The organism is Streptomyces sp. NPDC002867, from assembly GCF_053591895.1.
In genome coordinates this window covers 1-25,269 of record NZ_JBSFUR010000006.1, presented here as the reverse complement: position 1 = coordinate 25,269, position 25,269 = coordinate 1, and the positions used below count along the sequence as shown (strand labels likewise).

Below are 25,269 nucleotides of genomic sequence, written 5' to 3'. Positions count from 1 at the left end.
GCCCTTGCGAGGGAGGGGACATGCCCGACGCTCCGCCGAGCCGTGGTCATCTCTGCGGCCAGCTGTACGCGACCCTTCGGGCGCTGGAGGCCCTCGGCGCCGCCCACCGGAAGCTGGAGGACCTGCGCCCGAACGACAAGGTGCGGACCAGCCCGCTGAAGTGGCTGCCGGGCATGCTGCGCAAGGCGGGCGAGCACCTGGTGAGGGCCCGGGGCCGGGGACCCGCGCACGGCGCGGCGGCCGACGAGCTGTTCCGGGCCATACCGGACTGCCTGCCGCCCAAGGGCAACCTGCCCGGCTTCCTCCAGGACGGGGAGCCGGACAGGTTCGAGGAGGGGTACCGCCTGCGGATGGCCGCGTACACGGCCGCTCACGGCGCACTGCTGGAGTGACCGGGGAGCGCCTCACGCGTCCCGTCGCGTCAGCCGCCGGCCGCCCGCCCACAGGGCCGCCGCCACCCACAGCACCAGGACGCCGGTACCGGTCCAGGGGCCCAGCGGGCCGTCCGGCTCCTGGAGGAGGATCTGCTGCCCGGCCCTGTCGGGCAGGAAGTCGACCCAGCTGCCGCCCTGCGACACGTCACCGAGGACGAACGACAGCATCAGCAGGAACGGGATGAGGATGCCCATGACCGCAGGGGCACTGCGCAGCAGGGCGGCGAGCCCGGCGGCGAACAGGGTGATCAGCGCCAGATAGAGCCCGCACCCCACGACCGCCCGCAGCGCCCCGGCCGCGCCGATGCCCACACCGTGGTCGCCGAGGAGCATCTGGCCCAGCGCGAAGCAGGCCGCGCTCGTGGCCAGGCCGACCGCGAGCGACAGCAGTCCGACCACCGCGATCTTGCCCGCCCAGAAGACTCCTCTGCGCGGAACGGCGGCCAGCGAGACGCGGATGCCGCCGTCGCGGTACTCACCCGCGACGGCGATCGAGCCGAAGCAGATGGCCGCGATCTGGCCGAAGTCGATACCGAAGAACGACGAGTGGACGGGGTCGAACCCGGGCTCGGACAGCTCTTCGGCGCTGAGCGTCGCGCACACCAGGGCCGAGAACCCCACGGTCGCCGCGAACACGGAGGCGAGCGTGAGGCACTGGGAGCGCACGGTGCGGATCTTCAGCCACTCGGAGCGCAGGACGGGCCGGACGGACAGGGTGGCCGAGGCGCTCGGGGTGGTCGGGGTCGGGGCGGGAACGACGGACATGGTTCATGCCTCCTGTACGGCCGGGGCGGGGCGGGTGGCGGTGTACTCGGCCTCGTCGGCGGTGAGCGCGAGGTACGCGTCCTCCAACGAGGGCTCCTCCGCGGCGAGTTCGAGGATCGGGATGCCTTCCCTTGCGGCGAGCGGCCCGATGTCCTCGACCCGCGCGCCGTCGACGGTCCACCGGCCGTCCTGCCCTTCGACGGGGGCAAGCCCCCTGCCGGCGAGGACGGCCCGCAGCCGCGCGCCGTCCGTCGTGCGCAGCCGCACCCGCGGGGTGGTCCAGGCGTCGACGAACTCCCGCATCCCGGTGTCCGCCAGCAGCCGCCCCCGGCCCAGCACGACGAGATGGTCCGCGAACGACGCCGTCTCCCCCATCAGATGGCTCGAGACGAGGACGGTCCTTCCCTCCCGGGCCATGTCCCTCATCAGCTCGCGGATCCAGATGATGCCCTCGGGGTCGAGGCCGTTGGACGGTTCGTCCAGCACGATCACCGCCGGGTCGCCGAGCAGCGCCGCGGCGATCCCGAGCCGTTGGCGCATGCCGAGGGAGAACGTCCGGATCCTGCGCCGGGCGACGGACGCGATCCCGGTCCGCTCCAGGACGTCGTCCACCCGCGACGCCGGAATGCGGCCCGCCGCGGCGAGGATGCGCAGATGGTCGCGGGCGGTCCGCGCCCCGTGCGCGGCCTGCGCGTCGAGCAGTGCGCCGACGTGCCGCATCGGCTCGTCGAGCGCCGCGTAGGGACGCCCGCCGATCGTGGCCGTTCCCGAGGTGGGCCGGTCCAGGCCGAGGACCAGGCGCATGGTGGTCGACTTCCCGGCGCCGTTGGGCCCGAGGAAGCCGGTGACACGGCCCGGCCGGACAGTGAACGTCACGCGGTCCAGCGCGAACCGCCCGCCGTACTCCTTGGTGAGGTCTGTGATGTCGATGCTGGTCATGGCAGCAAGCCTGGCCGGGCGGCGGGTTCCCGGGCCTCCCTCGCCCGTGGGGATCCTCTCCCCCGTGCGGGGGAGCCTCGGACCCCGGAGCCGCTGGCACGATGGCGGAATGCTCCGCTTCCTCCGCCCGCTGACCCGGCGGGTCACCTACACCCGCTGGCTGCATCTGCTCATCAGCACCCTCGTGATCGGCGTGTGGCTCTTCATCACGGAGGACGCCCTCTACGTGCCGGTGATCGCGCTCGCGCTGCTGGGTTTCCTTCCGGCGATGCGGCTGGTCGAGGGCCTCCAGGCAAGGCTGCTGCTGTCGCCGTACGGGTACAAGGACGACGCCTCGGGCATCGCCGTGTCCTCGTCGACGACCTGGGCGGACCGGTGGCGGACCGTGCTGTGGCTGGAACTCCGGCTCGGCCTCGGGGTGCTGACCGGCCGGGCCACGGTCCACCTGCTCGGGCTCTCGTTCGACCTCGCGCTGAAGGCGGGCGACGGCAGCGCCGACTCGGGTTCACTCGTCCCCCTGCCGGCCGGCGACGGGCACTGGTGGTACGCGCTGCTCGTCCCCGTACCGATCGCTCTCCTCCTCGCCTGCGTCGTCGGGCTCGGCGAGCTGATCGCCTTCCTCGCCCGCCGGCTGCTGGGCCCCTCGGCGGCGGAACGTCTCGCCGCCCTGGAGGAGCGCACTGAGCAACTCCTCGAACGCAACCGCATCGCCCGCGAGTTGCACGACTCGATCGGGCACGCGCTGACCGTGGCGGTGGTGCAGGCGGGTGCGGCACGGGCGGCGGGGAACGCGGAGTTCACCGAGCGCGCGCTGTCCGCGATCGAGGAGACCGGGCGCAGTGCGCTGGAGGACCTGGAACGCGTGCTGCTTGTGCTGCGCGAGTCCGGGCAGCCCGTCGGCAGCCGCCCCACGCTCGCCGACGCCGACCGGCTGCTGGAGTCGGCGCGCGCGTCCGGCGCCGAGGTGGACGCCGAGGTGACCGGCCCGCTGACGCAGGTGCCGGCGCCGGTGTCCCGGGAGGGCTACCGCATCGTCCAGGAGGCCCTGACCAATGTCCTGCGGCACGCGGGTCCGGTGCCGACGCGCGTGCGGATAGCCGTCGCGGACGGCCGGCTCGAGCTGGAGGTGCAGAGCGCGCTCGCCGGACCCGTCGCCCCTGTCGCGACGGGCTCCCGCGGCAGTGGGCTGCGCGGCATCCGGGAGCGGGCGGCGCTGCTCGGCGGGGAGGCGACGACGGGTCCGCACGAGGGCCGGTGGAGGGTGCGGGTGGGGCTGCCGCTGGACGGCCTACGCTGAGCGGGTGCCGATCACCGTACTGATTGTCGACGACGAACCACTCGTACGGGCGGGCCTGCGTGCCGTGCTGGAGGCGCAGCCGGACATCGAGGTGGCCGGCGAGGCCGCGGACGGGGCGGCCGTCATCCCGCTGGTACGGCAACTGCGGCCGGACGTCGTGGCGATGGACGTCCGGATGCCGCTGCTCGACGGCATCGAGGCGACCCGCGCGGTCCTGCGGACCGTCGACGACCCGCCCAAGATCCTGGTGGTCACGACGTTCGAGAACGACGAGTACGTGTACGAGGCGCTGCGCGCGGGCGCCGACGGCTTCCTGCTCAAGCGGGCCCGCCCGGCCGAGATCGTGCACGCGGTGCGGCTCGTCGCGGAGGGCGAGTCGCTGCTCTTCCCGGCGGCGGTCCGCTCGCTGGCCGCCGAGTACGGGACCACGGCGGCACGCTCGGCGATGGAGCGGGCCGCCCTGACGGACCGCGAGGCGGCGGTGCTGCGGCTGATGGCACGGGGCATGTCCAACGCGGAGATCGCCGCGCAGCTGGTCGTCGGCACGGAGACCGTCAAGACGCATGTGAGCGCCGTGCTGGCCAAACTGGGGGCGAGGGACCGGACGCAGGCGGTCATCGCGGCGTACGAGTCGGGGTTCGTCACACCGGCGTGAGCGATGAGATCCGGCTCGCGGCCGGGTCCGAACTCGCCGAGCGTCCCCGAGACCCGGCTGCGGCTCACCGTCGGCTCCGCGAGGAGCGGGGCCGCTGGCTGGTGGCGCACGAGCACCACTCGTTCGCCGGCACGACCTGACGGGCGCTCCGGAGACGAGCCCGGCCCCGCCGGCCCGGGGAGGGCGGGCGGCGGGGCCGGGAGCCGCGGGTCACGCCGCGTGCGTCACAGGTGCGTCGGGGCGAACATCCGCAGCAGGGCGGGGAGCACGACCACCGAGGGCCCGGGCTGCGCCAGGGCCTTGGCCAGGTCCTCGGACAGCGTCTCGGGGCTCGTCCGGGTCGCCGGGACGCCGAAGGCCTCCGCCAGCGCGACGAAGTCCGGGCGCGCCAGTTCCGTCGCCGTGGCCTGCCCGAACGCGTCGTTCATGTACTCGCGCAGGATGCCGTAGCCGCCGTCGTCCACGATCAGCCAGGTGACCGGCAGGTCGTACTGGCGGGCCGTGGCCAGCTCGGCGATCGAGTACATCGCGCCGCCGTCGCCCGAGACGGCGAGTACCGGGCGGGTGGGGTCGGCGGCGGCCGCGCCGAGCGCCGCCGGGAAGCCGTAGCCGAGGCCGCCGGCGCCCTGGGCGGAGTGCATCGTGTTGGGCCGGCGGGCGTCGAAGGCGGACCACGCCCAGTACGCGAGGATCGTCATGTCCCAGAAGCTGGGCGAGTCGTCCGGCAGGGCCTCGCGCACGGAGGCCAGGACCTGCTGCTCCAGGGTCAGTTCCTGGGAGTCGATCCGCGCGCGGACCGCGGCGAGGACCTCGCGCACGGCGTCGGCCGCCGACGGGTCGCGGCGGTCCTCCACCGTCTCCAGCAGGGCCGACAGCGCGAGGCGCGCGTCCGCGTGAATGCCGAGCCCGGCGTGGTTGGACTCCAGCTTGCCGAGATCGGCCTCGATCTGGATCACGCGGCCGCGCGGGGCGAACGTGTGGTAGTTCGAGGACAGTTCACCGAGGCCCGAGCCGACGACGAGCAGCACGTCGGCCGACTCCAGGAAGTCGGTCGTGTGGCGGTCCTCCAGCCAGGACTGGAGGGACAGCGGGTGCTCCCAGGGGAAGGCGCCCTTGCCGCCGAAGGTGGTGACGACCGGCGCGTCGATCTTCTCCGCGAGCGCGCGCAGCTTGCCCGAGGCGTCGGAGCGCACCACGCCGCCGCCGGCGATGATCACGGGGCGCTCGGCGGTGGACAGCAGGTGGGCGGCCACGGCGGTCAGTTCGGGGCGCGGCACGACGTCCTCGGGTGTGGCGTCCACCGCCGTGACGACCGGCACAGCGGTCTCGGCGAGCAGGACGTCCTGGGGAATCTCGACCCACACGGGTCCGTGCGGTGCGGTCAGCGCCGACTCCCACGCCGCCGCGATCGCCGACGGGATCTGCGAGGCGGTGCGCACGGTGTGCACGGACTTCACGATGTCGCGGAACGACGCCTGCTGGTCGCGCAGTTCGTGCAGGTAGCCGTGGCGTCCGCCGCCGAGCCCGGCCACCGGGATCTGGCTGCCGATCGCCAGCACGGGCGCCGACGCCGCGGCGGCCTCCTGGAGCGCGGCCAGGGACATCAGCGCGCCGGGGCCGGTGGACAGCAGCAGCGGCGCGGCCTCGCCGGTGACGCGGCCGTAGGCGTCGGCGGCGAAGCCCGCGTTGTTCTCGACGCGCAGCCCGACGTAGGTGAGGGTCGAGCGGCGCAGCGCGTCGAACATGCCGAGCGCGTGCTGCCCGGGCAGCCCGAAGACGGTCGTCGCCCCGAGGCCCCGCAGGGTCTCGACGACGAGGTCGCCGCCGTTGCGCCCGGCGGGCGGGTTCAGCGCGGCCTCGGTCTGCGCGGCGGTGGGCCGCAGGACGAGGTCGTGGTCGTGGGTCACCGTGGCGTCCTTAGCGTCTCGATCGTTGCGTACGTCTGCCTCCGGGCGCATGGGCCCGGCGTCGGGGGCCTTCCGGCCTCCCGGCTCGACGTTACGCGCGCGCCCCGGCCGGCAGGCCGGTGCCGGTCCCGGTGACGGGACCGGCCGCGCGGTCACTTCCCGGTCTGCTCCGCCCCGGAGGCACGGTTCGCGGCGATCTGGCGCGACATGATCGTGGTCAGCTCGTACGCCGTGTGCGAGGCGGCGACCGCGGTGATCTCGGCGTGGTCGTACGCCGGGGCCACCTCCACCACGTCGGCCGAGACCAGGTTGCAGGAGGACAGGCCGCGCAGGATCTCCAGGAGCTCGCGGGAGGTCATGCCACCCGCCTCGGGGGTTCCGGTGCCGGGCGCGTGCGCCGGGTCGAGGCAGTCGATGTCGATGGAGATGTAGAGGGGCCGGTCGCCGATGCGCTGGCGCAGCTGGTCGGCGACCTCGTCGGCGCCACGGCGGTAGATGTCGGACGAGGTGACGATGCCGAAGCCCATCTTCTCGTCGTCGGTCAGGTCCTGCTTGCCGTACAGCGGGCCGCGGGTGCCGACGTGGGACAGCGCCTCGGTGTCGAGGATGCCCTCCTCGACGGCCCGGCGGAACGGCGTGCCGTGGGTGTACTCGGCGCCGAAGTAGGTGTCCCAGGTGTCCAGGTGCGCGTCGAAGTGCAGCAGGGCGACCGGGCCGTGCTTCTTGGCGACCGCGCGCAGCAGCGGCAGCGCGATGGTGTGGTCGCCGCCGAGCGTCATCATCCGGGCGCCGGTGGCGAGCAGGTCGTCGGCCGCGGCCTCGACCGTCTCGACGGCCTCGTTGATGTTGAACGGGTTGGCCGCGATGTCACCCGCGTCGGCGACCTGGGCGAGCGCGAAGGGCGAGGCGTCCTGCGCCGGGTTGTAGGGGCGCAGGAGCCTCGACGCCTCACGGATGGCGTTGCCGCCGAAGCGCGCACCGGGGCGGTAGGAGACCCCGGAGTCGAAGGGCACGCCGACCACGGCGACGTCGGCGGAGCCGACCTCGTCGAGCCGCGGCAGCCGGGCGAACGTGGCGGGTCCGGCGTACCGCGGGATGCGGGACGAGTCGATCGGACCGCGCGGCTGCTCGTTGCTGCTCATGTGTGATGCCTTCCTTCTCGCGCTTCGTTGCGCATTCATCCGCTTGAGGACGTTTGTCCGATTTTAGCTGTGGAGCGGGGCGGGCTCGGCGGCCGGGGCCTCCGGCTCGGCGTCGTCGCCACCGCGGCCGGCCAGCCGCTCACGCCAGTTGGCGAGCACGGCCGGGTCGGTGGGCCGGGTGACCAGGCTGACGACCATGTATGCGGCGAGCGAGGCCAGCAGACCGTAGTAGACGGGCTGGTTGGCGAGGATGCCGTAGGTCGCCATCAGGCCGACGACCGAGAGACCTCCGACGGTCACCGCGGCGAGCGCGCCCTGCACGGTGCCGCGCTTCCACAGCAGGCCGCCGAGGATGGGCACCAGCAGGCCGCCGACGAGCAGGTTGTACGCGACGGTGAGGGCCTGGACGACGTCGTTGAGGGCGATGGCGATCAGGACGACGGCCACACCCATGATCAGGATGAAGGCGCGGTTGCCCTTGACCTCGTCGTGCTCGCCCTCCGCCTTCTTCGCGGTGAGACCGCGCAGCCGGGACCAGATGTCGTTGTTGGCGACGGTGGCACAGGCGATGAGCGCGCCGGAGGAGGTGGACATGACGGCGGCGAGCGCGGCGGCCAGCACCAGGCCCCGCACACCCATCGGCAGCTCGTCCTTGACGATGGTGGCGAAGGCGTCGTCGGCGCTGGGCAGCTTCGGGTAGAGCACCTTGGCGGCGGTGCCGATGACGGCGCCGGCCAGGGCGTACGCGAGACAGTACGTACCGGCGACGGTGCCGCCCCACTTGGCGACCTTGTCGGTGCGGGCGGTGAAGACCCGCTGCCAGATGTCCTGACCGATGAGCATGCCGAAGGTGTAGATCAGGACGTAGGTGAAGATCGTCTCGCCGCCGATGCCGAGCGGCTCGAAGTACGCGGTCGGCAGCGCGGCCTTCATCTCGGCGAAGCCGCCCGCCTTGACGACGGCGATGGGCAGGAGCAGCAGCAGTACGCCGATGGTCTTCACCACGAACTGCACCATGTCGGTGATGGTGATGGACCACATGCCGCCGAGGGTCGAGTAGGCGACGACGATCGTGCCGCCGAGGACGATCGCGGCGGAGCGGGGCAGGTCGAAGAGGACGTCGAAGATCGTGGCGTAGGCGATGGTCGAGGTGACCGCCAGCATCAGCGTGTACGCCCACATGACGACGCCCGAGATGACACCGGCCTTGCCGCCGTAGCGCAGGTCGAGCATCTCGGAGACGGTGTAGACCTTGAGCCGGGCGATCCGCGCGGAGAAGAAGACGGACAGCGCGAGCAGGCCGAGGCCGATGGTGAAGACCATCCAGGCGCCCGAGAGTCCGTACTTGTAGCCGAGTCCGACGCCGCCGATGGTGGACGCGCCGCCGAGGACGATGGCGGCCATGGTCCCGGAGTACATCCAGGGGCCGAGGCGGCGGCCCGCGACCAGGAACTCGCTCTTGGACTTGGCGCGTCGCATGCCCCACCAGCCCATCGCCAGCATGCTGGCCAAATACAGGACGATCACTGTGTAGTCGACGGCCATGGGGCCCTCCTCTGCTCACCTCGGTGGCGTGTCGTGCGGGGAAAGGTGCCAGGGCCGTTCGCGGGGACATCCGCCCGTACCCGCTGCCGCTGGATGGCACGACAGTAGGTGGCCGGAAAGCGACGCTGAAGTGTACGTTTCCTCCACTGTTCCTACGATGGATGTACGAAGGGTCCACGGTCATGTCCGCACAGGAGCCCGCATCCACCCCACCGGCGCCACCGGTCCCGCTCGCCGCACTGCTCGCCCGCCGGGACCTCGGGCTGCGCCTGCTCGCGGGTCCCGAGGACGCCGCCCTCCACTGGGTGCACACCTCCGAGATGGCGGACCCCTATCCGTACCTCCTGGGCGGTGAGCTGCTGATGACGGCGGGCGTGCAGCTCAGCGACCCGGCTCGCTACGTGGAACGGGTCGTGGAGGCGGGCGCGGCGGCACTCGGTTTCGGCGTGACACCGGTGTACGACACCGTCCCGGCGGAGCTTGTCGAGGCGTGCACACGGCACGGCCTGCCGCTGATCGAGGTGCCGCCGCAGACGCCGTTCACGGCGGTGGCCAGGGCGCTGTGGCGGCTGATGGCGCAGGCCCGCCTCCAGGAACTGCGCCGGGTGACCGAGGCCCAGCAGTCACTGGCGACGGCGGCGGCCCGGCCCGCCCCGGTCCCGGCGGTGCTCGGCGCATTGGCCTCGCGGCTCGGCGGACGTGCCGTGCTCTTCGCACCGGACGGTACGGAGTCGGCGGCGGCGGGCCGGTCGATCCCCGACGCGGCGAGCCGGGCCCTCGCGGATCTGGCGGGCGTGGTGGGCCCGCGCCCGGGCGGACCGGCGACGGCGAGCGGGAACAGCGGCGGGCTGCGGCTCGCCGCGTACGCACTCGGCGGCGGCGACGGCCTCACCCTCGGGGTGGCGTCCGAGCACCACGAGCCCGGGAACCACACGATCGCGGGAGTGGCGGTCGTTCTGCTCTCCCTGCTCACGGCCCCGCGACAGGCCGCGGACTCGGCGGTACGCGACGCGGCCCTGGTCCGTCTGCTCGTCGGCGAGTCCCCGGCCGACACGGCGCGCATCCTGGATCCGGGCCCCTGGACGGTGGTCCACGCCCGGGGCGGCGACGCGACCCCGTTCGCGGCGGCGGCGCTGGCGGCGGCGCTGGGCACCCCCCTGTTCGAGACACCGGAGCCCACGGCCGTGCGGCTGCTGCTGCCGGCGAGCACGGCCGTCGTGGCCCAGCCGGACTGGACGCTCGGGGTGAGCGCCCCCGTCGAGGCGCGGGACCTGGCCGCCGCCGACACGCAGGCGGCCCGTGCCGTGCGCCGTGCGCTGACGACCCGCAAACCCCTGGTGCGCCACCGCGACGCGGGCCCGTTCTCCGCCGACGCCGCCCGCGCGCGCCTGGCCCCGCTCGCGGCCTCCCCCGCGCTCGTCGAGACGCTGCGGACCTGGCTCTCGCTGCACGGCAACTGGGACCGGACGGCGGCGGCGATGGAGATCCACCGCAACACGGTCCGTCAGCGCATCGCGCGCGTCGGCACGCTGCTGGACGAGGACCTGGACGATCCGGACGTCCGGATGGAGCTGTGGTTCGCACTGCGGCACGAGTGAGAAGCCGGACGTCCACGGATCCGTGGGAAGCCCACCACGAACCCCTTCCAGGACTGTCGGGACAAAGCCAAGTCCCTTGAGGGGCAAGTGTGTTGGAATTTCTGCATGACCATCGCCCCTGACGGCACCACCCGGTCCACACCGGACGAGCCCGCCCGCCGTCTGCGCGCCGAGATCACGCGGCTGCGCGAGGAAGCGGAGCGGCAGCGCAGGCTCGCCCACCGCAGGGCGGAGTTCTGGACCAAGGTCGACATCGCCCTCGGCTTCCCCGCGGCCCTCCTCGCCGCGACGGCCGGCGCCACGGGGCTGGCCACGGCGAACGCCCGTGTCCCCGCGGCGCTGGCGGCCCTGGCCGCGGCCGGGTTCGCGGCGGGCGCGGGCTTCCTCCGCAGCGACAACCGCCGCAGAGCCAACAAGCGGGCCCGCCACGCGTGGGCGGCGACGGAGGGCCGGGCCACGGTGAAGCTGACGCAGGAACACCTGACCCACGAGGACCTGGCCGAACTGCTGGAGTACCGCCAGGCAGCCCTGGCGGCCTACGACGTCGACGAGCCGTCGGCCTGAGCGGCCGGGGCCGCGACGGCGTTCCGGTTCGAGCGTAGCCACCGGGGACAAAGCGCCCCTTCGGGGCGAGGGCGCGGCGGCGGCCCCTCTGCGTGCGCAGCATCACTCTGGACAGCTTCAACAACCGCCCGGTAACTTGTGCCTGAGCAAGCGCTTAGACATTGTCGTACCCAGTCACGAGGAGGCGTCCGTGCGCCGGACCGTATTCAACGAGGACCACGAGGCGTTCCGGGACACCATCCGCGCCTTCATCGAGGCCGAGGTCGTCCCCGTCTACGACGAGTGGTTCGCGGCGGGCCAGGCGCCCCGCGACTTCTACTACAAGCTCGCCGAGCTCGGCGTCTTCGGCATCCGCGTCGACGAGGAGTACGGCGGCGCCGGCATCGACTCGTACAAGTTCGAGGCCGTGATGTACGAGGAGACCTCCCGTGCCGGCGTCCAGTTCGGCGGCTCCGGCGTGCATGTGCTGCTCGGCCTGCCGTACATCAAGATGCTCGCCACCGACGAGCAGAAGAAGCGGTTCCTGCCGAAGTTCGTCTCCGGTGAGGAGATGTGGGCACTGGCGATGACCGAGCCGGGCACCGGCTCCGACCTCGCGGGCATGAAGACCACCGCCAAGCTCTCCGAGGACGGCACCCACTACGTCCTCAACGGCGCCAAGACCTTCATCACCGGCGGCGTGCACGCCGACCGCGTGATCGTCTGCGCCCGCACGGACGCGCCCAGCGCCGAGGACCGCCGCCACGGCATCTCCCTGTTCGCCGTGGACACCAAGTCCGAGGGCTACTCCGTCGGCCGCAAGCTCGACAAGCTCGGCCTGAAGACGTCCGACACCGCCGAGCTGGCCTTCGTCGACGTCAAGGTCCCGGTCGAGGACCTGCTCGGCGAGGAGAACAAGGGCTTCTACTACCTCGGCCACAACCTGGCCTCCGAGCGCTGGGGCATCGCCTTCGGCGCCTACGCGCAGGCCAAGGCCGCCGTGCGGTTCGCCAAGGAGTACGTCCAGGAGCGCACGGTCTTCGGCAAGCCGGTCGCCGCCTTCCAGAACACCAAGTTCGAGCTGGCCGCCTGCCAGGCCGAGGTGGACGCCGCCGAGGCCGTTGCCGACCGCGCGCTGGAGGCCCTCGACGCGGGCGAGCTGACCCCGGCCGAGGCCGCGTCCGCGAAGCTCTTCTGCACCGAGGTCGCGCACCGGGTGATCGACCGCTGCCTGCAGCTGCACGGCGGCTACGGCTTCATGAACGAGTACCCGATCGCCCGCCTGTACGCGGACAACCGCGTCAACCGCATCTACGGCGGTACCAGCGAGATCATGAAGTCGATCATCGCGAAGGACATGGGTCTGTAAGAGGCCGGGAGAACCGGAGCTGTACGTTCCTGACATGAGCTCAGCACTCGAAGGTCTGCTCGATCTGCTCGACCTGGAGCAGATCGAGCAGAACATCTTCCGCGGGCGTTCCCGGTCCGCCGTCGTCCCCAGGGTCTTCGGCGGGCAGGTCGCGGCCCAGGCGCTGGTCGCCGCGGGCCGTACGGTCCCGGCGGACCGCACGGCGCACTCCCTGCACTCGTACTTCCTGCGCATGGGCGACCCGGGCGCGCCGATCGTCTACACGGTCGACCGCATCCGCGACGGCCGGTCCTTCACGACCCGCCGCGTGGTCGCGGTCCAGCACGGGCAGCCGATCTTCCACCTCTCCGCGTCGTTCCAGACGTACGAGGAGGGCCTGGAGCACCAGGAGGAGATGCCGGACTCCCCGGACCCGGAGACACTGCCCACGGCGGCCGAGATTCTGCCGCGGTACGCGGACCGGTTCGTCGACCCGGGCGTGGTCGACCGGCTGCTCGAGGCGCGGGCGGCGGTCGACCTGCGGTACGTGGACGAGCCGCCGTACGCCACTGCGGGCCGGCCGCGCGAGCCACGCTCCCAGGTGTGGTTCCGCGCGAACGGCAAGCTCGCCGACGACCCTCTGCTGCACGTCTGCCTGGCCACGTATGTCTCCGACATGACGCTGCTGGACTCGGTCCTGCTCGCGCACGGGCGCGGCGGGTGGGCGGTCGGCGACGTGGTCGGTGCCTCACTGGACCACGCGATGTGGTTCCACCGGCCGTTCCGCGCGGACGAATGGCTGCTGTACGACCAGGAGTCGCCGTCCGCCTCGGGCGGACGCGGTCTGGGCCAGGCCCGCATCTGGACGCAGGACGGTCGCCTGGCGATCACGGTCATCCAGGAGGGCGTGGTCCGCGTCCCCCGCGGCTGAGAACGGCCCCACTCGTACGCCCGCTGCTCAGGCAGCGGGCGTGTGTGCGTGGAACGCCACGCGCGAGGTGTCGCCGTCCAGCTCCAGGCCGAGCGCGGCGTCGAGAGCCCGCGCGAGGCGGGCGAGCAGCGGCAACGTCGGCATGGTGCCGAGTTCCCCTCGGAGACGCGGATGCGCTCTCAGGCGTCCCGAGCCGGCGGACCGGACGGGCCGGGCAGGGGCAGGAGCGCGGCGAGCGCGTAGCCGCCGTCCGGTGTCGGGCACGCGGACAGCGTGCCGCCCAGCGCCGCCACGCGGGTGCGCAGACCCGGCAGACCCTGGCCGCCACGGTCGGGAGCCGGGCGCGGCGGCCCGGCGGGCGGGGTGTTGCGGACGATGATGCGCAAGCCGTCGTCCGTACGGCGGACCGAGACCTTGGCCTCGGCCCCCGGCGCGTGACGGCGGACGTTCGCCAGCCCCTCCTGCACGATCCGGTACGCGGCGTGCTGGACCTCCGGCGGGCACTCGGCCGCCTCCAGCCGGTCCAGCTCGGCCCGTACACCGTCGCCCGCCGCCTCGACGAGCTCCGGGAGCTGCGCGAGACCCTGGCCGGGGCGGCGGATCGTCCGGCGCAGGTCGGCCGCGGCCCGCCGGGCCAGCTCGCCGAGCGTCTCCGCCTCCTCCCGGCAGGCGGGGGACTCCACGGACGCGGCGAGCACCGACGACCGCAGGCTGATCAGGCTCAGATGGTGGGCCGCGGTGTCGTGCACGTCGCGGGCCAGGCGTTCCCGCTCCCGCAGCGCGGCCTGTTCGGCGGCGTACAGGCGTTCACGCTCCCGCGACAGGGCCAACTCGGCGAGGCGGGCGGCCAGTTCCCGGCGGGCCCGGCCGAGGAGGCCCAGGGCGGCGGGAGCGACGGCCAGCAGCCCCGAGAGCAGGACCCCGAGGGTGACGTCGGGGAGGGACCACGGATAGTCGTCCATGTTCTGCCACGGCACGAACGACACGACGGCCACGGCCGCCGCCGAGGCGACCACCTCGACGCGGCGCCGCTCGGACGCGGCGACGGCGTGCAGCGCGGCCATCGCCGGGATCCACAGCACGCCGGTGGCCAGGGTCGGCAGGGCGAGGAGCATCAAGGCGCGGGGGAAGCGCCGGCGCAGCGGAAGCACACACGCGACGGCCGGCGCGGCCCAGACCGCCCAGCCGGGGAGCCAGTGCCCGGTGGCCAGCGCTTCGGCGAGGGCGGCGGCCACGACCAGGGCCTCGACGGCGACGGTCCCCGGTTCGGGCCCGCGCCGGGGACGGCCGGGGCGCGGGAGGCGGAGCCGCGGGCGCGCGGGCCCGCGGCGGCCGGCCCCGGCCCGGTCGGATCCCCGGCCGCCGGCCCCCGCACGGCCGGACCGGAGCCGGTCGGATCCCGGCCCGTCGGTCCCTGGACGCGTCGCCCCCTCGCGCCCCCGTCCCCGCGCGCCCGCGCTCATGGCGTGTCCGACCGGTGAACCACGGTCGCCAGCGCGACACGGCTGCCGACCGACAGCTTCCGCTTGAGGGCGCCGATGTGGGTCTTGACCGTCGTCACGCCCATGCCGAGATGGGCCGCGATGTCGGCGTTGGACAGGCCGGCCGCGATCAGTGCCAGGACGTCGCGTTCGCGGGCCGTGAGGTGGTCGAGGGCTTCGGGCGCGCAGGGAGCGGGCGCCGGGGCCGCGGCCGCGTACCGGGAGAGCGCCTCGGCGCTGCCGGACGGTGTGCAGACCACCCCGCCCGCCGCGAGGAGCCGCACCGCCTCGGTGAACAGCCGCGGCTCGGTGGTCTTGAGCAGGAAGCCCGAGGCGCCCTCGCGCAGCGCGCGTTCCACGTCGGCCGCGGTGTCGAGGGCGGTGAGCATCGCGACGGCGGGCGGCCGCGGCAGGCCCTTCAGGGCGCGCAGCACGTCGAAGCCGTGCGCGCGCGGCATGTCGATGTCCAGCAGGACCAGGTCGGGCACGAGGTCGCGCACGGCGTCGACGGCGTCCGGGCCGTCGCAGGTCCCGGCGACGGTCACGCCGTCGGCCGAGCCGAGAACCTGCTGGAGCGCGGTGCGTACGAGTTCCTCGTCGTCGACGACCAGGACACGCACCGGCCTCAAGTCGTAGGGCAAAGGTCGTCCTGTGGTCTGAGCGATGCGGCAGCGGCTGCTGGGAGCCTGGATGCAGATCCTAGGCAGTACCCGCAGGGCATCCCCGTGCGCCCCACACGCACGGGGCGGCTCGCGGTCACTGCCCCGCGGCGCCACAAGCGCTCGGTGCGGATCCCCGGGGGCCGACCACCCCCCGGGACCATGCCTGCCCGGGCAGCGCGCCGGGACCGTCAAGGGGAACGGACACCGTGAGCGCTCAGCCGCCGGCCGAGGAGGAACCGTCGTACGACGAACCGTCGTACGACGCGGCCGGGACCACCGGATGGGCGACGGCGTCTCCCGCCGCACGGGTGCTGTGGACCGTCGGCGGGGGCACGCTCATCCTGGGCGCGGTCGTGCTCCTGATGGTCCTGCGTGACTGGTCCGCCGGTCTCACCGGCGGAGTCCGTCAGGCTCTCGGGCTCGCGGTGCGGGGCGCGCTGATGGTCATGCTGCTGGGCGGCGCGTACGGAGTCGTGCGCGGCACCTGGCGCGACTGAGGGCCGGGCGGCCCCGGCGTCACGCGGCCGGGCCGAGCCCGGCCGCGTCCAGCAGGTACGCCGTCATCGGGTCGTAGAAGCGCGGGTCGGTCACGTGGTCGTCCAGCGGGACCGTCACCTGGAGCGTGCCCTCGGCCTCGCCGATGAACAGGGCCGGGTCGTTGCAGTCCGCGTAGCCGACGGCGTCGATGCCGCGCTGGCCCGCGCAGCCCGCCCAGCCGTGGTCGGCCACCACCAGGTCGGGCAGCGGGCGGCCCTCGCGCGCGAGACCGTCGAGGATCGCGGCCATCGGCGCGGGCGAGTGGGTGTGCCACAGGGTCGCGCCCCGCTCCAGCACGGCGACGTCGGCGAACTGGAAGACCATGCCCTCGTCGGCCATCAGCCCGCCCGGGATCCGTACGATCTCGCATCCGGCGGCCCGCAGCGCCTCCGCGGTCTGCCGGTGCACGTCCAGCAGGCCGCCGGGGTGCCCGGTCGCGAACAGCACGCGCTCCTGCGCGTCGGCGGCCTTGCGCAGGCGCGCGGCCATGCGCTCCAGGGCGTCGACGGTCAGCTCGGGGTCGATGGTGTCCTGGCCCTGCCGGTGCTCGGGGTCGTCGTTGACGCCGCACCGCTCGGCCATGACGGCCAGCACGTCCTGCTCGTCGCTCCAGCGGTCGCCGAGCTCCAGCCCCAGCCAGTAGTGCCGGTCGCCGTTGGCGAGCCTGCGGTAGTGGGAGAGGTTGTTGTCGCGGGGGGTGGCGACGTCTCCGGCGATACGTGAGCGGACGAGGTGGTCGACCAGAGCGGCGCGGCTGGGTATCGGCATGAGCCCATTGTGCCGTGGGGTGCGCGGAGCGTACGCACCGTCTTGTCCTGCGGACGTGGCGCCCGTCCGGGCGACGGGAGCCTGCGGGCCTTCGGCCGGCCGAAGAAGGGTCCCTCAGCCGCCCAGGGACGCGAACGCCCCGTGCGCCAGCCGCCGCAGGAGCGACTCGGTGGCCGCGCGGCCGAGCGGGCCTCCCCCGTTCGCACCGAGGTGAGGGGTCGAGTTGAGCAGGCCGAACACCGCGTGCACGGCGGCCCGCGCCTCCGACTCCGCCACGGCCGGGTGCAGCTCGCGCACCACCGTCACCCACAGCTCCACGTACTGGCGCTGCAGCTGGCGGACCAGCTTGCGGTCGCTGTCCCGCAGGCGGTCCAGCTCCCGGTCGTGCAGAGTGATCAGCGGGCGGTCGTCGAGCGCGAAGTCGATGTGGCCGTCGATCAGGGACTCCAGGACCGCGTCCGGGCCCGCCGACGCCTCCTCGACCCGCAGCCGGCCACCGCTCAGGAGCCGTTCGCTGATGCCCACGAGCAGCTCCGCGAGCATCGCGTCCTTGCCGGGGAAGTGGCGGTAGAGACCGGGTCCGCTGATGCCCACCGCGGCCCCTATCTCGTCGACGCCCACGCCGTGGAAGCCGCGCTCGGCGAAGAGGCGCGCGGCCTCCTTGAGGATCTGCTCGCGGCGCGTCGGGGCCGAGGTCCTGGTGCTCATGGGAATTCATTCTAGACAGGGCTGTTAGCGGTCGTTAACCTAGGAGAAACACGTTAACGCTCATTAACCGAGCAAGGGAGCTCGAGCAATGCAGCAGGCACCAGTGCTGGCGTGCGCCGCGGACCCGGCGTCCGAGGCCTGGCAGGCCAACGAGGCGGCACACCAGGAGCTCGCCGACGGTCTGCGCTCACGCCTGGCGGCGGCCCGCCTCGGCGGCGGCGAGAAGGCGCGCGCCCGCCACACCGCGCGCGGGAAGCTGCTTCCGCGCGACCGCGTGGACACCCTTCTCGACCCCGGCTCACCGTTCCTGGAGCTCGCGCCCCTCGCCGCCGAGGGAATGTACGACGGGCAGGCGCCGGCGGCCGGGGTGATCGCCGGGATCGGCCGGGTCAGCGGCCGCGAGGTCGTCGTCGTGGCCAATGACGCCACCGTCAAGGGCGGCACCTACTACCCGATGACGGTCAAGAAGCACCTGCGCGCCCAGGAGGTGGCCCTGGAGAACCGGCTGCCCTGCGTGTACCTGGTCGACTCCGGCGGCGCGTTCCTGCCGATGCAGGACGAGGTCTTCCCCGACCGCGAGCACTTCGGCCGGATCTTCTACAACCAGGCCCGCATGTCCGGCGCGGGCATCCCCCAGATCGCCGCGGTGCTCGGCTCCTGCACCGCCGGCGGGGCGTATGTGCCGGCCATGAGCGACGAGGCCGTGATCGTGCGCAATCAGGGCACGATCTTCCTCGGCGGCCCGCCGCTGGTGAAGGCCGCCACCGGCGAGGTCGTCACCGCCGAGGAACTCGGCGGCGGCGAGGTCCATTCGCGGATCTCCGGCGTCACCGACCACCTCGCCGAGGACGACGCGCACGCGCTGCGGATCGTGCGGAACATCGTGGCGACCCTGCCGGAGCGCGGGCCGCTGCCGTGGTCCGTCGAGGCCGCCGAGGAGCCCAAGGCCGACCCGGCCGGGCTGTACGGCGCCGTCCCGGTCGACTCGCGCACGCCCTACGACGTCCGCGAGGTGATCGCCCGGATCACCGACGGCTCCCGGTTCGCCGAGTTCAAGTCGGAGTTCGGGCAGACGCTGGTCACCGGCTTCGCCCGGATCCACGGCCACCCGGTCGGCATCGTCGCCAACAACGGCATCCTGTTCGCCGAGTCCGCCCAGAAGGGCGCCCACTTCATCGAGCTGTGCGACCAGCGCGGCATCCCCCTGCTCTTCCTGCAGAACATCTCCGGCTTCATGGTCGGCAAGGACTACGAGGCCGGCGGCATCGCCAAGCACGGCGCCAAGATGGTCACGGCCGTGGCGTGCACGCGTGTGCCCAAGCTGACGGTGGTCGTCGGCGGTTCGTACGGCGCGGGCAACTACTCGATGTGCGGCCGGGCGTACGGCCCCCGCTTCCTGTGGATGTGGCCCAACGCCAAGATCTCGGTGATGGGCGGCGAGCAGGCCGCGTCCGTGCTGGCCACGGTCAAGCGCGACCAGCTGGAGGGCCGCGGCGAGGAGTGGTCCGCCGAGGAGGAGGAGTCCTTCAAGGCCCCGATCCGCGCCCAGTACGAACAGCAGGGCAACGCCTACTACGCGACGGCCCGCCTGTGGGACGACGGCGTGATCGACCCGATGGACACCCGGCAGGTGCTGGGTCTTGCCCTGACCGCGTGTGCCAACGCCCCGCTGGGTGAGCCCGGCTTCGGCGTCTTCCGGATGTGAGGGACCTTCCACGATGACGATGTTCGACACCGTTCTGGTCGCCAACCGCGGCGAGATCGCGGTACGCGTGATCCGCACCCTGCGGTCCCTCGGCGTGCGCTCCGTGGCCGTCTTCAGCGACGCGGACGCCGGCGCCCGCCACGTGCGCGAGGCGGACACCGCCGTGCGCATCGGGCCCGCGCCGGCCGCCGAGAGCTACCTCTCGATCGACCGCCTGCTGGACGCGGCCGTGCGCACCGGCGCCCAGGCCGTCCACCCCGGCTACGGCTTCCTCGCGGAGAACGCGGGCTTCGCCCAGGCGTGCGCCGAGGCCGGCCTGGTCTTCATCGGCCCGCCCCCGTCCGCGATCTCGCTGATGGGCGACAAGATCCGCGCCAAGGAGACCGTGCGGGCGGCCGGGGTCCCGGTCGTCCCCGGGTCCTCGGGCAGCGGGCTCACCGACGACGAACTGGCCGCGGCCGCCCGTGAGATCGGCATGCCGGTGCTGCTCAAGCCCTCGGCGGGCGGCGGCGGCAAGGGCATGCGCCTCACCCGCGTCGAGTCGGCGCTGCTCGACGAGATCGCGGCGGCCCGGCGCGAGGCGCGCGCCTCGTTCGGCGACGACACACTGCTCGTCGAGCGCTGGATCGACCGCCCCCGCCACATCGAGATCCAGGTGCTGGCCGACGGCCACGGCAACGTGGTCCATCTCGGCGAGCGCGAGTGCTCGCTCCAGCGCCGCCACCAGAAGATCATCGAGGAGGCGCCGTCCGTCCTGCTGGACGAGGCGACGCGTGCCGCGATGGGCGAGGCGGCCGTGCAGGCGGCCCGTTCCTGCGGCTACCGGGGCGCGGGCACGGTGGAGTTCATCGTCCCGGGCACCGACCCTTCGCAGTACTACTTCATGGAGATGAACACCCGTCTCCAGGTCGAGCACCCGGTCACCGAGCTCATCACCGGTCTCGACCTGGTGGAGTGGCAGCTGCGGGTGGCGGCCGGAGAGCGCCTGCCGTTCGCCCAGGACGACATCACCCTCACGGGCCACGCCGTCGAGGCGCGTGTCTGCGCCGAAGACCCCTCGCGCGGCTTCCTGCCCTCCGGCGGCACGGTGCTGCGCCTCCACGAGCCCCAGGGCGACGGAGTGCGCACCGATTCCGGCCTGACCGAGGGCCTGGAGGTGGGCAGCCTCTACGACCCGATGCTCTCCAAGGTCATCGCGTACGGCCCCGACCGGGCCACCGCGCTGCGCAAGCTGCGCGCGGCCCTCGCGGAGACGGTGACGCTGGGCGTCCCGACCAACGCCGGGTTCCTGCGCCGGCTGCTCGCCCATCCGGCGGTCGTCTCCGGCGAGATGGACACCGGCCTGGTCGAGCGGGAGGCGGACGCGCTCGTTCCCGACGGGGTGCCGGACGAGGTGTACGAGGCGGCGGCGGCCGTGCGGGCCGCCGAGCTGGCGCCCCCGGCGACAGGAGGCTGGACGGACCCGTTCTCGGTGCCCAGCGGCTGGCGGATGGGCGGCGAGGCGGCCCCGCTCGCCTTCTCGCTGCGCGTGCCGGGACTCGACCCCGTCACCCACACCGTGAGGCGCCAGGCGGCCCCCCGGGTCGAGGAGGACACGGTCGCCGTCGAGGTGCACGGCGTCACGCACACCTTCCACCGCGCGAGCGACTGGCTCGGCCGGGACGGCGACTCCTGGCACGTGCTGGACCACGACCCCGTCGAGGCGGCCCTCAGCGGGACCGCGCACAGCGGCGTGGACACCCTGGCCGCGCCGATGCCCGGCACCGTCACCGTCGTCAAGGTGGCGGTGGGCGACGTGGTGGCGGCCGGTCAGAGCCTGCTGGTGGTGGAGGCGATGAAGATGGAGCACGTCATCTCCGCCCCGCACGCGGGCACGGTCACCGAGCTCGACGTCACCGCGGGCTCGACCGTCGCCATGGACCAGGTGCTCGCCGTGGTCACCCCGGACGAGACCGACGAGGAGGCGCGGGCATGACCGGCACCGAAGGACTGCCGATGACGGTGCGGGCCCCCGGCCTCCCGCCGCAGGTACGTATCCACGAGGTCGGCCCCCGCGACGGCCTGCAGAACGAGAAGTCGGTGGTTCCGGTCGAGGTCAAGGCGGAGTTCATCCGCCGGCTGGCCGGCGCCGGTCTCACCACCGTGGAGGCGACGAGCTTCGTCCGTCCCACGTGGGTGCCCCAACTGGCGGACGCGGAGCAGCTGTTCCCGATGGTCGCCGACCTTCCCGGGGTGCGGCTGCCCGTCCTCGTGCCGAACGACCGCGGCCTGGACCGGGCCCTGGGCCTCGGCGCCCGCGAGATCGCCGTGTTCGCCAGCGCCACGGAGTCGTTCGCCAAGGCCAATCTCAACCGTACGGTCGACGAGGCGCTCGCCATGTTCGAGCCGGTCGTCACCAGGGCCGTCGAGCACGGCCTGCGGGTGCGCGGCTATCTGTCGATGTGCTTCGGCGACCCGTGGGAGGGCCCGGTCCCGGTCGACCAGGTCGTCGCGGTGTCCCGGCGCCTGATCGACATGGGCTGCGACGAGCTCAGCCTCGGCGACACCATCGGCGTGGCCACCGCCGGCCACGTGCGCGCGCTGGTCACCGCGCTGAACGACAAGGGCGTGCCGAGCACCAGGATCGCGGTGCACTTCCACGACACCTACGGCCAGGCCCTCGCCAACACCCTCTCCGCGCTCGAGTGCGGAGTGACCACGGTGGACGCCTCGGCGGGCGGCCTCGGCGGCTGCCCGTACGCGAAGAGCGCCACCGGAAACCTCGCCACCGAAGACCTCGTGTGGATGCTCGACGGCCTCGGCATCGAGACCGGGGTCGACCTCGGCCGGCTCACCGCCACCAGCGTGTGGATGGCCGAACAGCTGGGCCGTCCCAGCCCGTCCCGTACCGTCCGCGCCCTCTCCCACAAGGAGTGACTCCCTGATGTCCCTGGACCACCGGCTCTCCGCCGAGCACGAGGAACTCCGCCGCACGGTGGAGGAGTTCGCGCACGACGTGATAGCGCCCAAGATCGGCGACTTCTACGAGCGCCACGAGTTCCCCTACGAGATCGTCCGCGAGATGGGCCGCATGGGCCTGTTCGGGCTGCCGTTCCCCGAGGAGTACGGCGGCATGGGCGGTGACTACCTCGCCCTCGGCATCGCCCTGGAGGAGCTGGCCCGCGTCGACTCGTCCGTGGCCATCACCCTGGAGGCCGGCGTCTCGCTGGGCGCCATGCCGGTCTACCGCTTCGGCACCGAGGAGCAGAAGCGGGAGTGGCTGCCGCGGCTGTGCTCGGGTGAACTGCTGGGCGCGTTCGGCCTGACCGAGCCGGAGTGCGGTTCGGACGCGGGCGGCACCCGGACGACGGCCGTGCGCGACGGCGACGAGTGGGTCGTCAACGGCTCCAAGTGCTTCATCACCAACTCCGGCACGGACATCACGGGCCTGGTGACGGTGACGGCCGTGACGGGCCGCAAGCCCGACGGCCGTCCGGAGATCTCGTCCATCATCGTCCCCTCCGGCACACCGGGCTTCACGGTGGCCGCCCCCTACTCCAAGGTGGGGTGGAACGCGTCGGACACCCGCGAGCTGTCGTTCTCCGACGTCCGCGTCCCGCTCTCCAACCTGCTGGGCGAGGAGGGCCGGGGCTACGCGCAGTTCCTGCGCATCCTCGACGAGGGCCGCATCGCCATCTCGGCGCTGGCGACGGGTCTCGCGCAGGGCTGTGTCGACGAGTCGGTGAAGTACGCGAAGGAACGTCACGCCTTCGGGCGGCCGATCGGCGACAACCAGGCCATCCAGTTCAAGATCGCCGACATGGAGATGCGCGCGCACATGGCGCGGGTCGGCTGGCGCGACGCGGCGTCCCGGCTGGTGCGGGGCGAGCCGTTCAAGAAGGAGGCGGCGCTCGCCAAGCTGTACTCGTCGACGGTGGCGGTGGACAACGCCCGTGAGGCGACCCAGATCCACGGCGGCTACGGCTTCATGAACGAGTACCCGGTCGCCCGGATGTGGCGCGACTCCAAGATCCTGGAGATCGGCGAGGGCACGAGCGAGGTCCAGCGGATGCTGATCGCACGGGAGTTGGGCCTCGGCGGCTGACCCGCCGCGCCGAGCGCGCGCGACCTGCCGGACGGCGGGCCGCGCGCGTTCGCGTATCGGCCGCCGGTCCGTCATGTCCAGGATCACGCCCTCGCCCGATGCCGTACGAGGAGAGGGCCCCTGGGCGCGTACTGAGGTTAGGCTAACCTACCTTCGAACCTGCCAGTGGCCGAATCAGCACGTACGAAAGCGGACACCATCATGTCCAACGCCCGCGCACATCACCTCACTCGCCGCGGCATCCTCGCCGCCGGCGGCGCCCTCGGGCTCGGCGTCGCACTCGCCGCCTGCGGCAGGGGCGACGCCACGAGCAGCGGCTCGGGCAAGGACGCCGCGAAGGACGCGGGCCCCTGGTCCTTCAAGGACGACCGCGGTACCACCGCCGAGTCGAAGGCCGTCCCCAGGAACGTCGTCGCCTTCACCGGCACCGCGGCTGCGCTGTACGACTACGGAATCCAGGTCAAGGGCGTTTTCGGCCCGACCAGGACGCCGGAGGGCAAGCCCGACGTCCAGGCCGGCGACCTGGACATCAGCAAGGTCGAGATCCTGGGCAACGTCTGGGGCGAGTTCAACGTCGAGAAGTACGCGGCCCTCGCGCCCGAACTGCTCGTCACCGACATGTGGGACAAGGGCGCCCTCTGGTACGTGCCGGACCAGTCGAAGGACAAGATCCTCAAGCTGGCCCCGAGCGCGGCCCTGTGGGCCGCCGGGGTCGACATGCCCGCCGCGCTCGCCCGCCGCGCCCAGCTGGCCGAGTCCCTCGGCGCGGACCTGACGTCGCGGAAGGTCACCGACGCCAAGGCCCGCTTCGAGAAGGCCGCCGAGCGCCTGCGCCGGGCGGCGAAGGCCAACCCCGGCATCAAGGTGCTCATCGGCTCCGGCAGCGCCGACCTGTTCTACGTCTCGACGCCGGACCGCCCCACCGACCTCACGTACTTCAAGGAGCTCGGCGTCGACATCATCACGCCGTCGAAGCTCGACGCGACCGGCTGGTTCGAGGAGCTCAGCTGGGAGAACGCCGCCAAGTACGAGGCGGACATCATCATGATGGACAACCGCACCGGCACGCTGCAGCCCGCGGACCTCCACACGTCCAAGCCGACCTGGGCGAAGCTCCCCGCCGTCAAGGCCGGTCAGGTCATCCCGCGCGTCACCGAGCCCATCCACTCGTACGCCAAGTGCGCGCCGATCCTCGAGGACCTGGCCAAGGCCATCGAGAACGCCAAGAAGGTCTCCTGACGATGACGACGCAGGCCGAGTCCGCCCCTTTCCGTTTCTTCGGCCTGAAGGTCGCACGGACCCGGCGGCTCGGCTCGTCGTTCGTCCGGGTCACCTTCACCGGAGCCGACGGCGGTCTCGACGGTTTCGCGGCCGGCGGCCGTGACCAGTCCCTCTCGCTCTTCCTCCCCCACCCCGGCCAGGACGCCCCTGTCGTCCCCGTCGACGCGGGCGACGGCAGCGCGGTCTTCGCCGCGTGGCGGGCGCTGCCCGACGACGTACGGGCCGTGATGCGTTCGTACACCGTCCGGGAGCAGCGCGCGGACGCCGGCGAGGTCGACATCGACTTCGCCGTCCACGAGGACGGCGGCCCGGCGTGCCGCTGGGCGCTCGCGGCCGAGCCCGGCCACCGCGTGATGGTGCTCGGACCGGCCGTCGCGGACAACACGGCGGTGCGCTGCCGCCCGCCCGAGGACACCGACTGGGTGCTCGTGTGGGGCGACGAGACGGCGCTGCCCGCCGCCGCGGCGATCCTCGAATGGCTGCCCAAGGGCATGAAGGCCAAGGTGTGGCTGGAGGTCCCGCACGCAGGCGACCGGATACCGCTCGCCACCGAAGCGGACGCCGACATCAGCTGGCTGGTGCGGGAGGAGAACGCTCCGCCCGCCCTGGAGGCCGTGGCCGCCGCCGAGTTGCCCGAGGGCACGCCGTACGCGTGGATCGCGGGAGAGTCGGGCAGCGTCAAGGCGCTGCGCCGCCATCTGGTGAACGACCGTCACATGGACCGCACGCGCGTGACGTTCGTCGGCTACTGGAAGCAGGGCCTGAGCGAGGACGGTCTGCGCGAGGAGGCCGACTCCGCGTAGGCGCGAGGACGCGGCACTTCTGCCCGAACGGACCGGCGGGCCGCTCGGAGCGCTTGGCCGCACGCTCGTCGATGTCCTGGACGCGCGGCTTGTGGGCCGGCAGTCCGGGATCGGCGAACGGGTCCTCGTCACGCTG

Annotated in this window: 24 protein-coding genes; 15 read left to right on the top strand and 9 right to left on the bottom strand. The window is 73.0% G+C overall.

Annotation, left to right across the window (positions count from 1 at the left end; genetic code table 11):
- The first annotated feature begins 20 nt into the window (after positions 1–20).
- The gene (locus ACWD0A_RS07640; RefSeq protein ID WP_451295603.1) at positions 21–392 is read left to right on the top strand and encodes a hypothetical protein; all 372 of its coding nucleotides are present in this window, start codon (positions 21–23) and stop codon (positions 390–392) included.
- Between the two features lie 12 nt (positions 393–404).
- Here ACWD0A_RS07640 and ACWD0A_RS07635 read toward each other — a convergent pair whose 3' ends face one another.
- Entirely contained in the window at positions 405–1,199 is a 795-nt protein-coding gene (locus ACWD0A_RS07635; protein WP_451295601.1) for an ABC transporter permease, read from the bottom strand.
- Between the two features lie 3 nt (positions 1,200–1,202).
- Entirely contained in the window at positions 1,203–2,138 is a 936-nt protein-coding gene (locus tag ACWD0A_RS07630; protein ID WP_451295599.1) for an ABC transporter ATP-binding protein, read from the bottom strand.
- Between the two features lie 109 nt (positions 2,139–2,247).
- Here ACWD0A_RS07630 and ACWD0A_RS07625 point away from each other — a divergent pair, with 109 nt between their 5' ends.
- Genes ACWD0A_RS07625 through ACWD0A_RS07615 form a run of 3 tightly spaced genes read left to right on the top strand, consistent with a single transcriptional unit; the run spans position 2,248 to position 4,230 of the window.
- Positions 2,248–3,435: a sensor histidine kinase gene (locus ACWD0A_RS07625; RefSeq protein WP_451295597.1), complete on the top strand. Its 1,188-nt coding sequence runs from the start codon at positions 2,248–2,250 to the stop codon at positions 3,433–3,435.
- A 4-nt stretch (positions 3,436–3,439) separates the two neighbouring features.
- The gene (locus tag ACWD0A_RS07620; RefSeq protein ID WP_177150927.1) at positions 3,440–4,090 is read left to right on the top strand and encodes a response regulator transcription factor; all 651 of its coding nucleotides are present in this window, start codon (positions 3,440–3,442) and stop codon (positions 4,088–4,090) included.
- Positions 4,087–4,230, top strand: a complete 144-nt coding sequence (locus tag ACWD0A_RS07615) for a hypothetical protein (RefSeq protein ID WP_451295595.1) — start codon at positions 4,087–4,089, stop codon at positions 4,228–4,230. Before ACWD0A_RS07620 ends, ACWD0A_RS07615 begins: the two co-directional genes overlap by 4 nt.
- An 84-nt stretch (positions 4,231–4,314) precedes the next feature.
- Here ACWD0A_RS07615 and ACWD0A_RS07610 read toward each other — a convergent pair whose 3' ends face one another.
- From ACWD0A_RS07610 to ACWD0A_RS07600, 3 genes are all read right to left on the bottom strand, one after another.
- On the bottom strand, positions 4,315–5,997 hold the full coding sequence (locus tag ACWD0A_RS07610; RefSeq protein ID WP_451295593.1) for a thiamine pyrophosphate-binding protein: 1,683 nt from the start codon (positions 5,995–5,997) through the stop codon (positions 4,315–4,317).
- A 152-nt stretch (positions 5,998–6,149) separates the two neighbouring features.
- On the bottom strand, positions 6,150–7,139 hold the full coding sequence (gene speB, locus ACWD0A_RS07605) for an agmatinase (RefSeq protein ID WP_451295591.1): 990 nt from the start codon (positions 7,137–7,139) through the stop codon (positions 6,150–6,152).
- Positions 7,140–7,202: 63 nt separating this feature from the next.
- On the bottom strand, positions 7,203–8,684 hold the full coding sequence (locus ACWD0A_RS07600) for a sodium:solute symporter (protein WP_451295589.1): 1,482 nt from the start codon (positions 8,682–8,684) through the stop codon (positions 7,203–7,205).
- Positions 8,685–8,866: 182 nt separating this feature from the next.
- Between ACWD0A_RS07600 and ACWD0A_RS07595 the strand changes: the two genes are divergently transcribed.
- The 4 genes from ACWD0A_RS07595 (at position 8,867) to tesB (ending at position 13,104) form a co-directional block, all read left to right on the top strand.
- Positions 8,867–10,282, top strand: a complete 1,416-nt coding sequence (locus ACWD0A_RS07595; RefSeq protein WP_451295587.1) for a PucR family transcriptional regulator — start codon at positions 8,867–8,869, stop codon at positions 10,280–10,282.
- A 105-nt stretch (positions 10,283–10,387) separates the two neighbouring features.
- A complete protein-coding gene (locus tag ACWD0A_RS07590; RefSeq protein ID WP_451295585.1) occupies positions 10,388–10,846 on the top strand; it encodes a hypothetical protein in 459 nt (152 codons plus the stop codon).
- 190 nt (positions 10,847–11,036) lie between these two features.
- The gene (locus tag ACWD0A_RS07585; protein WP_307715388.1) at positions 11,037–12,194 is read left to right on the top strand and encodes an acyl-CoA dehydrogenase family protein; all 1,158 of its coding nucleotides are present in this window, start codon (positions 11,037–11,039) and stop codon (positions 12,192–12,194) included.
- 34 nt (positions 12,195–12,228) lie between these two features.
- Entirely contained in the window at positions 12,229–13,104 is an 876-nt protein-coding gene (gene tesB / locus ACWD0A_RS07580; RefSeq protein ID WP_451295582.1) for an acyl-CoA thioesterase II, read from the top strand.
- A 179-nt stretch (positions 13,105–13,283) separates the two neighbouring features.
- On the opposite strand, the gene ACWD0A_RS07575 is transcribed toward tesB, so the two are convergent.
- The gene (locus ACWD0A_RS07575; protein WP_451295580.1) at positions 13,284–14,339 is read right to left on the bottom strand and encodes a sensor histidine kinase; all 1,056 of its coding nucleotides are present in this window, start codon (positions 14,337–14,339) and stop codon (positions 13,284–13,286) included.
- 224 nt (positions 14,340–14,563) lie between these two features.
- Entirely contained in the window at positions 14,564–15,226 is a 663-nt protein-coding gene (locus tag ACWD0A_RS07570; RefSeq protein WP_451295578.1) for a response regulator, read from the bottom strand.
- 227 nt (positions 15,227–15,453) lie between these two features.
- Between ACWD0A_RS07570 and ACWD0A_RS07565 the strand changes: the two genes are divergently transcribed.
- On the top strand, positions 15,454–15,744 hold the full coding sequence (locus tag ACWD0A_RS07565; RefSeq protein WP_451295576.1) for a hypothetical protein: 291 nt from the start codon (positions 15,454–15,456) through the stop codon (positions 15,742–15,744).
- Positions 15,745–15,763: 19 nt separating this feature from the next.
- Here the strand turns inward: ACWD0A_RS07565 and ACWD0A_RS07560 are convergent, their stop codons facing one another.
- Both ACWD0A_RS07560 and ACWD0A_RS07555 read right to left on the bottom strand, forming a co-directional pair.
- Complete coding sequence (locus ACWD0A_RS07560) at positions 15,764–16,552, bottom strand: phosphatase (protein ID WP_177150939.1); 789 nt, start codon at positions 16,550–16,552, stop codon at positions 15,764–15,766.
- Between the two features lie 114 nt (positions 16,553–16,666).
- The gene (locus ACWD0A_RS07555; protein WP_177150940.1) at positions 16,667–17,260 is read right to left on the bottom strand and encodes an SACE_7040 family transcriptional regulator; all 594 of its coding nucleotides are present in this window, start codon (positions 17,258–17,260) and stop codon (positions 16,667–16,669) included.
- 88 nt (positions 17,261–17,348) lie between these two features.
- On the opposite strand from ACWD0A_RS07555, the gene ACWD0A_RS07550 reads away from it, so the two are divergent.
- The 6 genes from ACWD0A_RS07550 (at position 17,349) to ACWD0A_RS07525 (ending at position 25,133) form a co-directional block, all read left to right on the top strand.
- Positions 17,349–18,965: a carboxyl transferase domain-containing protein gene (locus ACWD0A_RS07550; protein ID WP_451295574.1), complete on the top strand. Its 1,617-nt coding sequence runs from the start codon at positions 17,349–17,351 to the stop codon at positions 18,963–18,965.
- Positions 18,966–18,984: 19 nt separating this feature from the next.
- A complete protein-coding gene (locus ACWD0A_RS07545; protein ID WP_451295945.1) occupies positions 18,985–20,940 on the top strand; it encodes an acetyl-CoA carboxylase biotin carboxylase subunit in 1,956 nt (651 codons plus the stop codon).
- Entirely contained in the window at positions 20,937–21,881 is a 945-nt protein-coding gene (locus ACWD0A_RS07540; protein ID WP_451295572.1) for a hydroxymethylglutaryl-CoA lyase, read from the top strand. The genes ACWD0A_RS07545 and ACWD0A_RS07540 overlap by 4 nt, the downstream gene beginning before the upstream one ends.
- 7 nt (positions 21,882–21,888) lie before the next feature.
- Positions 21,889–23,049: an acyl-CoA dehydrogenase family protein gene (locus ACWD0A_RS07535; RefSeq protein ID WP_365990575.1), complete on the top strand. Its 1,161-nt coding sequence runs from the start codon at positions 21,889–21,891 to the stop codon at positions 23,047–23,049.
- A gap of 201 nt (positions 23,050–23,250) precedes the next feature.
- The gene (locus tag ACWD0A_RS07530; protein WP_451295570.1) at positions 23,251–24,288 is read left to right on the top strand and encodes an ABC transporter substrate-binding protein; all 1,038 of its coding nucleotides are present in this window, start codon (positions 23,251–23,253) and stop codon (positions 24,286–24,288) included.
- A gap of 2 nt (positions 24,289–24,290) precedes the next feature.
- Positions 24,291–25,133: a siderophore-interacting protein gene (locus tag ACWD0A_RS07525; protein WP_451295568.1), complete on the top strand. Its 843-nt coding sequence runs from the start codon at positions 24,291–24,293 to the stop codon at positions 25,131–25,133.
- The last annotated feature ends 136 nt before the right edge of the window (positions 25,134–25,269 follow it).

Excerpts from the sequence above, each read along its gene's own strand:
- ACWD0A_RS07640 (WP_451295603.1), top strand. The coding sequence starts at position 21 with ATGCCCGACGCTCCGCCGAGCCGTGGTCATCTCTGCGGCCAGCTGTAC.
- ACWD0A_RS07635 (WP_451295601.1), bottom strand. The coding sequence starts at position 1,199 with ATGTCCGTCGTTCCCGCCCCGACCCCGACCACCCCGAGCGCCTCGGCC.
- ACWD0A_RS07630 (WP_451295599.1), bottom strand. The coding sequence starts at position 2,138 with ATGACCAGCATCGACATCACAGACCTCACCAAGGAGTACGGCGGGCGG.
- ACWD0A_RS07625 (WP_451295597.1), top strand. The coding sequence starts at position 2,248 with ATGCTCCGCTTCCTCCGCCCGCTGACCCGGCGGGTCACCTACACCCGC.
- speB (WP_451295591.1), bottom strand. The coding sequence starts at position 7,139 with ATGAGCAGCAACGAGCAGCCGCGCGGTCCGATCGACTCGTCCCGCATC.
- ACWD0A_RS07600 (WP_451295589.1), bottom strand. The coding sequence starts at position 8,684 with ATGGCCGTCGACTACACAGTGATCGTCCTGTATTTGGCCAGCATGCTG.
- ACWD0A_RS07595 (WP_451295587.1), top strand. The coding sequence starts at position 8,867 with ATGTCCGCACAGGAGCCCGCATCCACCCCACCGGCGCCACCGGTCCCG.
- ACWD0A_RS07590 (WP_451295585.1), top strand. The coding sequence starts at position 10,388 with ATGACCATCGCCCCTGACGGCACCACCCGGTCCACACCGGACGAGCCC.
- tesB (WP_451295582.1), top strand. The coding sequence starts at position 12,229 with ATGAGCTCAGCACTCGAAGGTCTGCTCGATCTGCTCGACCTGGAGCAG.
- ACWD0A_RS07560 (WP_177150939.1), bottom strand. The coding sequence starts at position 16,552 with ATGCCGATACCCAGCCGCGCCGCTCTGGTCGACCACCTCGTCCGCTCA.
- ACWD0A_RS07555 (WP_177150940.1), bottom strand. The coding sequence starts at position 17,260 with ATGAGCACCAGGACCTCGGCCCCGACGCGCCGCGAGCAGATCCTCAAG.
- ACWD0A_RS07550 (WP_451295574.1), top strand. The coding sequence starts at position 17,349 with ATGCAGCAGGCACCAGTGCTGGCGTGCGCCGCGGACCCGGCGTCCGAG.
- ACWD0A_RS07545 (WP_451295945.1), top strand. The coding sequence starts at position 18,985 with ATGTTCGACACCGTTCTGGTCGCCAACCGCGGCGAGATCGCGGTACGC.
- ACWD0A_RS07540 (WP_451295572.1), top strand. The coding sequence starts at position 20,937 with ATGACCGGCACCGAAGGACTGCCGATGACGGTGCGGGCCCCCGGCCTC.
- ACWD0A_RS07535 (WP_365990575.1), top strand. The coding sequence starts at position 21,889 with ATGTCCCTGGACCACCGGCTCTCCGCCGAGCACGAGGAACTCCGCCGC.
- ACWD0A_RS07530 (WP_451295570.1), top strand. The coding sequence starts at position 23,251 with ATGTCCAACGCCCGCGCACATCACCTCACTCGCCGCGGCATCCTCGCC.
- ACWD0A_RS07525 (WP_451295568.1), top strand. The coding sequence starts at position 24,291 with ATGACGACGCAGGCCGAGTCCGCCCCTTTCCGTTTCTTCGGCCTGAAG.